Genomic DNA, 7685 nt, shown 5'->3' on the forward strand with positions numbered 1-7685 from the left:
TGGCGGAAATAACTGACCAGTTAAAAAAGGTTCAAAAGCTTGTACAATAACCTTTCTTCCCTTCTGCCTTCTGCTATCCTAGATAACTAAAGCCTCCTGCCTTCTGCCTTTTTGCACTAGATTATTCGTATCTTGATTCAATCCAGAGTCAGTTTAGCTATAGGTAATTACAGAGATAGTTTATCTCTATTGACATCCTTGCGACGCTGCTCTACAAGACAGCGCGGGATTCCCTAGCATCCCTGTTAGGGGCTTTCTGTTTCATCGCACCCGCCCTCCGAGATTTACTCTCAGAAGGTCTTACAGTCGCTCCACAGACTAGCCTTCTTGGTAGGCATTCCCTCTCTTAGTCAGCATTCCGCAAGCGAGCTGGCGTCGTCGCGGGGTCTGACCGCTTGCGTCTTACGCCGACGCGGGTTCCCATCCGCAAAATGTTTATACTTGCGTTGATGAATAAATTTATAGAAAGTACTTCTACAATACCACAAAAAAAAATACTGTCAATGAAAATAATAGACATCTCCAGAAAAGAGGGAGTAGGAAGTAGGGAGTAGGGAGTAGGGGGAAAGAATTGACAATTTATGTACCATAATTGATTTGATTTTTTATTATTGGAGATGTCTAATTCAAATTTAAAATCTATTCCTCATTTTTTTAGATCCTTAAATTAAGTAATACCAAATTCAATAAAGATTGTTGCAGTAAAATACGAATACCTAAAAGAATTGAAACATTTGCACTTATTCTCTTTTATACCTACCACCTACCACCTAACTAATATCATGTTCAGATAATTAGTTATAAAAAACCTCTTCACTTCAAACTTTGCTCTCTTCCTTCTGCCTTCTGCCCTCTGCCTCCTGCCTTCATCTACACCTACCTACTTATTGACTGAATAATGATAACAATTTAATGAAATCTCCTACAATTAAATCCCGATTTTTTTCTGTTAAAATAGGTACATGAAGAAAAATACATTTGCTTTTTAAATAACTCAGATCGAGATATTTTAAAACTGAATAATACAAGCCTTCACAAACAAATTTTCCAGCATCATTACTAATTTCAGTCATATCCAATCCTACAACTAACTCTGCTAAATCAATAGAAGTTTTCATCACCACTTCTCCACAACTAGCTTGAGATTCTATTGTGAGAATTTCCCTTTTTTCTGCCATACCACAACAAATAATCAAATCAGGCTTAATCTCTTCTATTTTATGAATAACAATCTTTGTAGCTCTCTGTACATCAACAGGCAACTTTCTTAAAAAAATCAATGAATAATTATTGAAATTTTGAAAAAATATCAGACTAAGTAAATCATCAGAAGAATTAGATTTATGGTGAGGTTTCCATATATCAAATGATGTCAGTAAAACTTTGATTTTCATTCTTCAAACAACAAAGATAAAATAAAAAAATGTGTAAATTATCAGGAAAGGCAGAGGGCAGGAGGCAGAAGGCAGAAGGGTACAAAACCTCACTGTAACTCGCATTGCCTAAAATTGGATGGGGTTTTATACCCCATCCAATTCTTCCTTCTGCTCTCAGCATAAGTGTCTTTGTTTATTTAAATCATACTAATACCAGTTTTATATGAGGTTGCATAGAATGATGAAATTCATTAAATCGATCTATCTCTATCTACACCTATCTACGGTCAATTATGCCTGAAATATTATTCTATACAACTTCATTTCAATTTGGTATAATATCATGTCCGGATAATAGCGTGATAAAAAAACCTTTTCCCTTCTAACCTTTTCTTTCCTTCTGCCTCCTGCCTTCTGTCTTCTGCCTTACCTCTTCCAAAGTGTAAGTATTCAACCGGACATGATATAACTTCTTGACTATAATAAAATTGCCAACTACTAGATAAGGAAAAAAATTAATGCCAACTATTGCAGTCATAGACTACGATATGGGTGTGCGACTCGTTGGCCACTAAACTAGGAAACTAGGTATAAATGGCCATTCCAAGTCAACACATGAGGATAACCTCGACTTGTGAATAACTCTTATTACCTTGGTGGTGAAATTCCACCCGCCCTGTTGTTGGGTTGACAGCATAGGCCACATGGTAGCGACTGAGCATCAATCTGTGAAGCTGGTCTAAAAGCGGGAAAATACCAGTTACCGAGGAACGATACCGCAAGCAAAGGCTGACAAGTGGACGAATAGGAAGGTGATTAAACTCTCGTTACGTAGAACCACTCCAAAGGTAGCTATGGAATGTAGGACGAAAGTCAGAGGGTCATTGGATAATCTTATATGCGTGATATTATCAACAACCATACCGAACCCTCCGGGAGATTTTACCCCACTAAATCAGTCGCAATAAAGGAATAAGGGAACGAGGAAACCTCTCTTTGACACCTAAGAATATAGGTCGAGAACTTAGGAAGCCATTCAAGGTCAATCTGCACTATGGTTGCAGGTCAAAGGGAGAGTAGGATTGGGTAAAAAGCTTTATTTGCAGACTTACCCACTGTTAGACGTAATGTAAGGCAACGAATAGTAATGAATAAAGCTCAGACACTAAAAAGAAAGTTAGGGAATCCTAAGCCATTTTTAAGCGTAGCAAGGGATACAGGCGATATACCTTCACAAATTTCAATCAATCCGGTCCTTAAATGGAAGGATATAAATTGGAAGAAGGTAGAGAAATCTGTATTCAAATTACAAAAATTGATTTACAAAGCATCCAGCCGTGGCGAACTCCGCAAGATGCACAGATACCAAAAACTTCTTTTAAAAAGCTATTACGCTAGGTTGCTAGCTGTTAGGCGCGTGACACAGGATAACCAGGGGAAGAAAACTGCGGGGATAGATGGTATTAAAAACCTGCCACCCATACAAAGACTTAACTTGGTGAACCTACTAGCATCACGACACCTCAAGGCAAGCCCGACCCGCAGAGTATATATACCAAAACCAGGGAGGGATGAAAAGAGACCTCTTGGAATCCCTACAATGTACGACCGTGCATTGCAAGCCTTGGTAAAATTAGGTATGGAACCAGAGTGGGAGGCACACTTTGAACATAACAGTTATGGTTTTAGACCAGGACGGTCAACGCATGATGCTATTGAAGCAATCTATCTCAGCATTAACAAAAAGTCAAAATATGTACTTGATGCTGATATATCAAAATGTTTTGACCGAATTAACCATGATGCACTGTTGAGAAAATTAGGTCAGACACCCTACAGGCAATTAATCAAACAATGGTTAAGAGCTGGTGTATTTGACAATAATCAATTCTCAAGCACTATGGAAGGAACGCCACAGGGAGGGGTAATATCGCCCTTACTAGCAAACATCGCCCTACACGGTATGGAAGAAAGGCTAATGGAATTTGCCAAAACTCTTGATATTAAAGATAACAGAGGAAGGCAAATAGGTCAGAGAGACAAAATGAAAAGTCTTTCCCTAATACGCTATGCTGATGACTTTGTAATCCTACACGAAGACATCAAAGTAGTTTTAAAAGCAAAAGCCGTAATACAGGAATGGTTAAACCAAGTAGGATTAGAACTAAAACCAGAGAAAACTAAGATTGCCCACACCTTGGAAGAACATGAAGGAAACAAACCTGGATTTGACTTTCTTGGTTTCACTATCAGGCAATGGAACATTAAGACAACCAAAAAAGAATTCAAAACGCTGATTAAACCATCCTCCAAAAGTATAAAAACCCACTACCGAAAACTGGCGGATATATGTAACTCACACAAAACCGCTCCAACAGAGGCTTTAATAAGCAAGTTAAACCCGGTAATTAGAGGATGGGCTAACTACTACTCAGCCGCGATCAGTAAAGAGATATTTCAAAAACTTGATTTTCTCCTATGGAAAAGACTATGGCGATGGGCAAGTAGAAGGCATCCAAATAAGCCAGCCAAATGGGTTAAAGATAAGTATTTCCCTCGCTACAAAGAAACCAGAGATTGGATACTTAATGACGGCGAATATATACTTAACCAACACTCGGATGTACCTATTGTACGGCACATAAAGGTGAAAGGTAGTAAATCCCCTTATGACGGTGATTGGACTTATTGGAGTAATAGAATCGGTAAATATCCTGGTGTAAAGAAAGAAGTCACAACGCTGTTAAAACGGCAAAAGAATAAATGCGCATTTTGTGGACTAACCTTTAGACCAAATGACCTTATGGAAGTAGACCATATAAAACCAAGGTCCGAAGGTGGTGACAACACATATAAGAACAAACAATTGTTGCACCGACATTGCCACGATACTAAAACTGCCTTGGATAAAAAGACATACGCAGAACCAAAGTTACAGGATTTACCTGAAGATTATTTATGGGTTGACGATATGTTGATATTAAGGCAAGGGTGTACCCATGAAAAGGGACGTTTAAGAGAGGAGCCGTGATGAGGTGAAAGTCTCACGTCCGGTTCTGAAGACGAGCAGGCTTTATAAAGGATTCATCTGGAAATGAGCTTGCTTAGTTTAACAATTTACATTCTGTCTGTAAAGGTTTAGAAAAAACTGGTGCAACTCCAAAAATTACAGATTCTCCAATAGAAATAGAACAAGCTGATGCAGTAATTTTACCAGGAGTAGGATCTTTCGATCCGGCAGTACAACACTTGCGATCGCGACACTTAGAAGCACCAATAAAACAAGTCATTGCTTCTGGGAAACCTTTTTTAGGTATATGTTTAGGCTTGCAAATATTATTTGAAAGTAGCGAAGAAGGTCAGGAAGCAGGTTTAGGAATACTTGCTGGAACAGTACGTCGGTTTAAATCTGAGCCTGGTCTGACAATTCCTCAAATGGGTTGGAATCAACTACAATTTACTCAACCAGACCATCCTTTGTGGAGTGAAATAACTTCTCACCCTTGGGTATATTTTGTTCATTCCTACTATGTTGACCCCACTGACTCTAAAGTTACAGCAGCAACAGTTACTCACGGCCATCAAACAGTCACAGCAGCAGTAGGGCAAAACAATTTAATGGCAGTACAGTTTCATCCAGAAAAATCTTCTACTCTTGGGCTACAAATTTTGTCAAATTTTGTTAATAAAGTTATATCTGAAAATTTGGCTTTAGCTGGTTAGGGCAACCATGAACTTAAGGATATATGGAAATCGTCCATTAAAAACTTTACCTGGAATGACCACTCGTCCAACTTTGGCCAAAGTGCGAGAAGCAGTTTTTAATATTTGGCAAACTAATATAGCTGGTTGTCGATGGTTAGATATATGTGCAGGTGTGGGTTCTATGGGTGCTGAAGCTTTGTGTAGAGGAGCATCCTTTGCGGTCGCTATTGAACGGTATGGCCCTGCTTGTGCTGTAATTCATCAAAATTGGCAACTTGTGGCCAGGTCATCCCAGGAATTTCAGGTGTTACGGGGAGATGTGTTAAAACGTTTAAAAGTGCTGGTAGGGCAGAAGTTTGACTTGATTTATTTTGACCCACCTTATGCTAGCGATTTATATCAACCAGTATTGGAGGCGATCGCCCAATATCAACTTCTAGCACCAACCAGCGAGTTAGCAGTGGAACATAGTCCCGAAGGATTATCTATTAAATCGATTTCCACCTTAGAAATTTGTCGGCAGAAGGTCTATGGCAATACAGCTTTGACCTTCTTTCGTCCCGAACAAGAGGAGAGATTAACTAATCTAGTCGATGTTTAATTGGTTGCCCCGTCGATATTGTTGGTAGGCTGCAAAAAATAGTCCTGCCAATGTCACGAGGATCAGACCTAGTACGATTCCAGAAAGTAATGGTTCTACCACGAAGCCAACTCCTTATAGTTGAATTTTTTATTTGTTTATCGATCAATATTACTATTTCTTTTGAGTCTGGGGAGAAAGTGCCAGTCATTTCAGTTATCAGTTATCAGTTATCAGTACCTCTAGCTGTTTGCGCAGCATGACAAAGGTCAAGCAAGAGGCTTCAAATATGGAATATGTTCTTTATTTTATCCCCTTAAAAGGAGAGGCTTTAGACCACATTTTTTCGGTCAAGAACTCCTAGGCCAATATATAAGCATCTGCTCCTCTATATTAAAATTGACATCCTCTCCCATTTTTATACCAAATCCACTTGGGTTCTATAGCAGACAAGGGCAGAAAAATCAAAGGACAAAATATCCAACTACCTCCTCTATAATTCCCATTCCTCCTGACTTCCCCTCCTGGGAGGGGGAGGGGCGAGGGGTGGGTTGACTTCTGACTTCTGACTCCTCCCCTTACCAAAAAACTTTATTCAGCAAACTCTAAGTATTGATTAATATTAAATATTTTACTTGAGTTGACATCCTCCCGACGTTGCGCTTATGCGACAACGCGGGATTCCTAAACCTCGCGGATCAGGACTTTCTGCTTCCTCTTGACAGAGGAGCTGCGCTAACGTAGCACCTGCTGAGGAGGCCAAACCTCTTTCTGGTCTAAAGGCGCGCTCCACAGACTGAAACTGCTAGCCCAGCAGCCTAATTATATTAGGATAGCATACCCTTGTAAGAACCGCTCTTATTGATTGGTTTTCCCTAGCGACGCTCCCCTAATAGCTGCCGCCACCATCCTCCGCCAACGGGAGAGCGCGGGTCTTCAACCAACGTTGAGATAAAATCCACGTTCCACACGTCAAGTTGTAACACTAGAGTATTATAAGAATTCGGTAGCTTAGTAGGTATTTATACTGTACGAATTATCTTTATTTAACTTTCTCATTCATCAAATTTTCAGGAAAATATTAAGCAGAAATACTTACTAAATTGTTAACTTCTATTGACCACTATAATTCACTTCTTACTTCTTACTTTTGAATGCATGACTTTTGACTTATATTTCCATACTACATTGTATGATACAAAAAGTAGGATAAAAGTATTACCCAAAAAACAGCCATACTGTTAAGGTATATTAATTGATATTAAACTTTCTTGTAGATAGTTTTTGAGATATAAAGATTTTGGATAACCAGCTTGCTGATACCAAAAAAGAAGTCTTACTGAAGTGGAGCACTTTAGTGGGTTTGGCTGTTCTGTTGGCGGTCCTATTTATGTTTTTAGGACTTAGGCAGTTTCAGGTTTCCGATCCTTATACAGAGAGAGTATTGTCTATTGATGGAGACCCAGTTCAAGGCCACGCAATTTTTCAAATGAACTGTGCAGGTTGTCACGAGTGGGTTTTAGAAAGTCAGGTAGGACCATATTTAGAAGGAATTTCCCAACGTAAGTCAGATGTGGCAATTATTAAGCAAGTAATTAGTGGCCAAACACCACCTATGCCCCAATTTCAGCCCAGTGATCGGGAAATGGCCGATTTATTAAGCTATTTAAAACAAATTTGATTTAAAAGTAAAAAGGGGTTGCATAAATAGGTGTAGCTTTGCTATTATTAAAAACGTTGCCGATGTAGCTCAGTTGGTAGAGCACTCGACTTGTAATCGAACGGTCAGGAGTTCGAGTCTCCTCATCGGCTTTTTTAATGAAATTCAAATTCTCATGCCTTCGTTTTTCTCTAACTGAAGCATGACTTACGCAGGATATTAAATTATACCAGATTGATAAATGTTTGCTACAAATATCTAGGGTATTTCTTAGGAGTCAGGAGTCAGGAGTCAGGAGTCAGAATGGATGGCTTTAATACCATTTTTTAGGGCGTAAATTATCTTTTTTGTCAAAGGGACATCT

At 39.1% G+C, this 7685-nt stretch carries 7 protein-coding genes and 1 tRNA gene; 5 read left to right on the forward strand and 3 right to left on the reverse strand.

What is annotated here, in order from left to right:
* Positions 1–884 precede the first annotated feature (884 nt).
* Both F6K54_RS35970 and F6K54_RS35975 read right to left on the reverse strand, forming a co-directional pair.
* Positions 885–1394, reverse strand: coding sequence for a peptidase C15 (locus F6K54_RS35970; protein ID WP_293088607.1), 510 nt, complete (start codon positions 1392–1394; stop codon positions 885–887).
* A gap of 364 nt (positions 1395–1758) precedes the next feature.
* Positions 1759–1914, reverse strand: a complete 156-nt coding sequence (locus F6K54_RS35975; RefSeq protein WP_293088609.1) for a hypothetical protein — start codon at positions 1912–1914, stop codon at positions 1759–1761.
* Positions 1915–2523: 609 nt separating this feature from the next.
* On the opposite strand from F6K54_RS35975, the gene ltrA reads away from it, so the two are divergent.
* The 3 genes from ltrA (at position 2524) to rsmD (ending at position 5682) form a co-directional block, all read left to right on the forward strand.
* Positions 2524–4407: a group II intron reverse transcriptase/maturase gene (ltrA, locus tag F6K54_RS35980; RefSeq protein WP_293088611.1), complete on the forward strand. Its 1884-nt coding sequence runs from the start codon at positions 2524–2526 to the stop codon at positions 4405–4407.
* 134 nt (positions 4408–4541) lie between these two features.
* The gene (gene hisH, locus F6K54_RS35985) at positions 4542–5099 is read left to right on the forward strand and encodes an imidazole glycerol phosphate synthase subunit HisH (protein WP_293088617.1); all 558 of its coding nucleotides are present in this window, start codon (positions 4542–4544) and stop codon (positions 5097–5099) included.
* A gap of 7 nt (positions 5100–5106) precedes the next feature.
* Positions 5107–5682, forward strand: coding sequence for a 16S rRNA (guanine(966)-N(2))-methyltransferase RsmD (gene rsmD, locus F6K54_RS35990; protein ID WP_293088613.1), 576 nt, complete (start codon positions 5107–5109; stop codon positions 5680–5682).
* Here rsmD and petG read toward each other — a convergent pair.
* Positions 5668–5784, reverse strand: a complete 117-nt coding sequence (gene petG / locus F6K54_RS35995; protein ID WP_124147707.1) for a cytochrome b6-f complex subunit V — start codon at positions 5782–5784, stop codon at positions 5668–5670. The genes rsmD and petG overlap by 15 nt on opposite strands.
* 1177 nt (positions 5785–6961) lie before the next feature.
* Between petG and F6K54_RS36005 the strand changes: the two genes are divergently transcribed.
* Positions 6962–7342 carry a cytochrome c gene (locus F6K54_RS36005; RefSeq protein ID WP_293088615.1) on the forward strand — a complete coding sequence of 127 codons (381 nt, stop codon included), beginning with the start codon at positions 6962–6964 and terminating at the stop codon, positions 7340–7342.
* 58 nt (positions 7343–7400) lie between these two features.
* A tRNA-Thr gene (locus tag F6K54_RS36010) sits at positions 7401–7473 on the forward strand.
* The last annotated feature ends 212 nt before the right edge of the window (positions 7474–7685 follow it).

The organism is Okeania sp. SIO3B5 (assembly GCF_010692555.1).
GTDB lineage: Bacteria > Cyanobacteriota > Cyanobacteriia > Cyanobacteriales > Microcoleaceae > Okeania.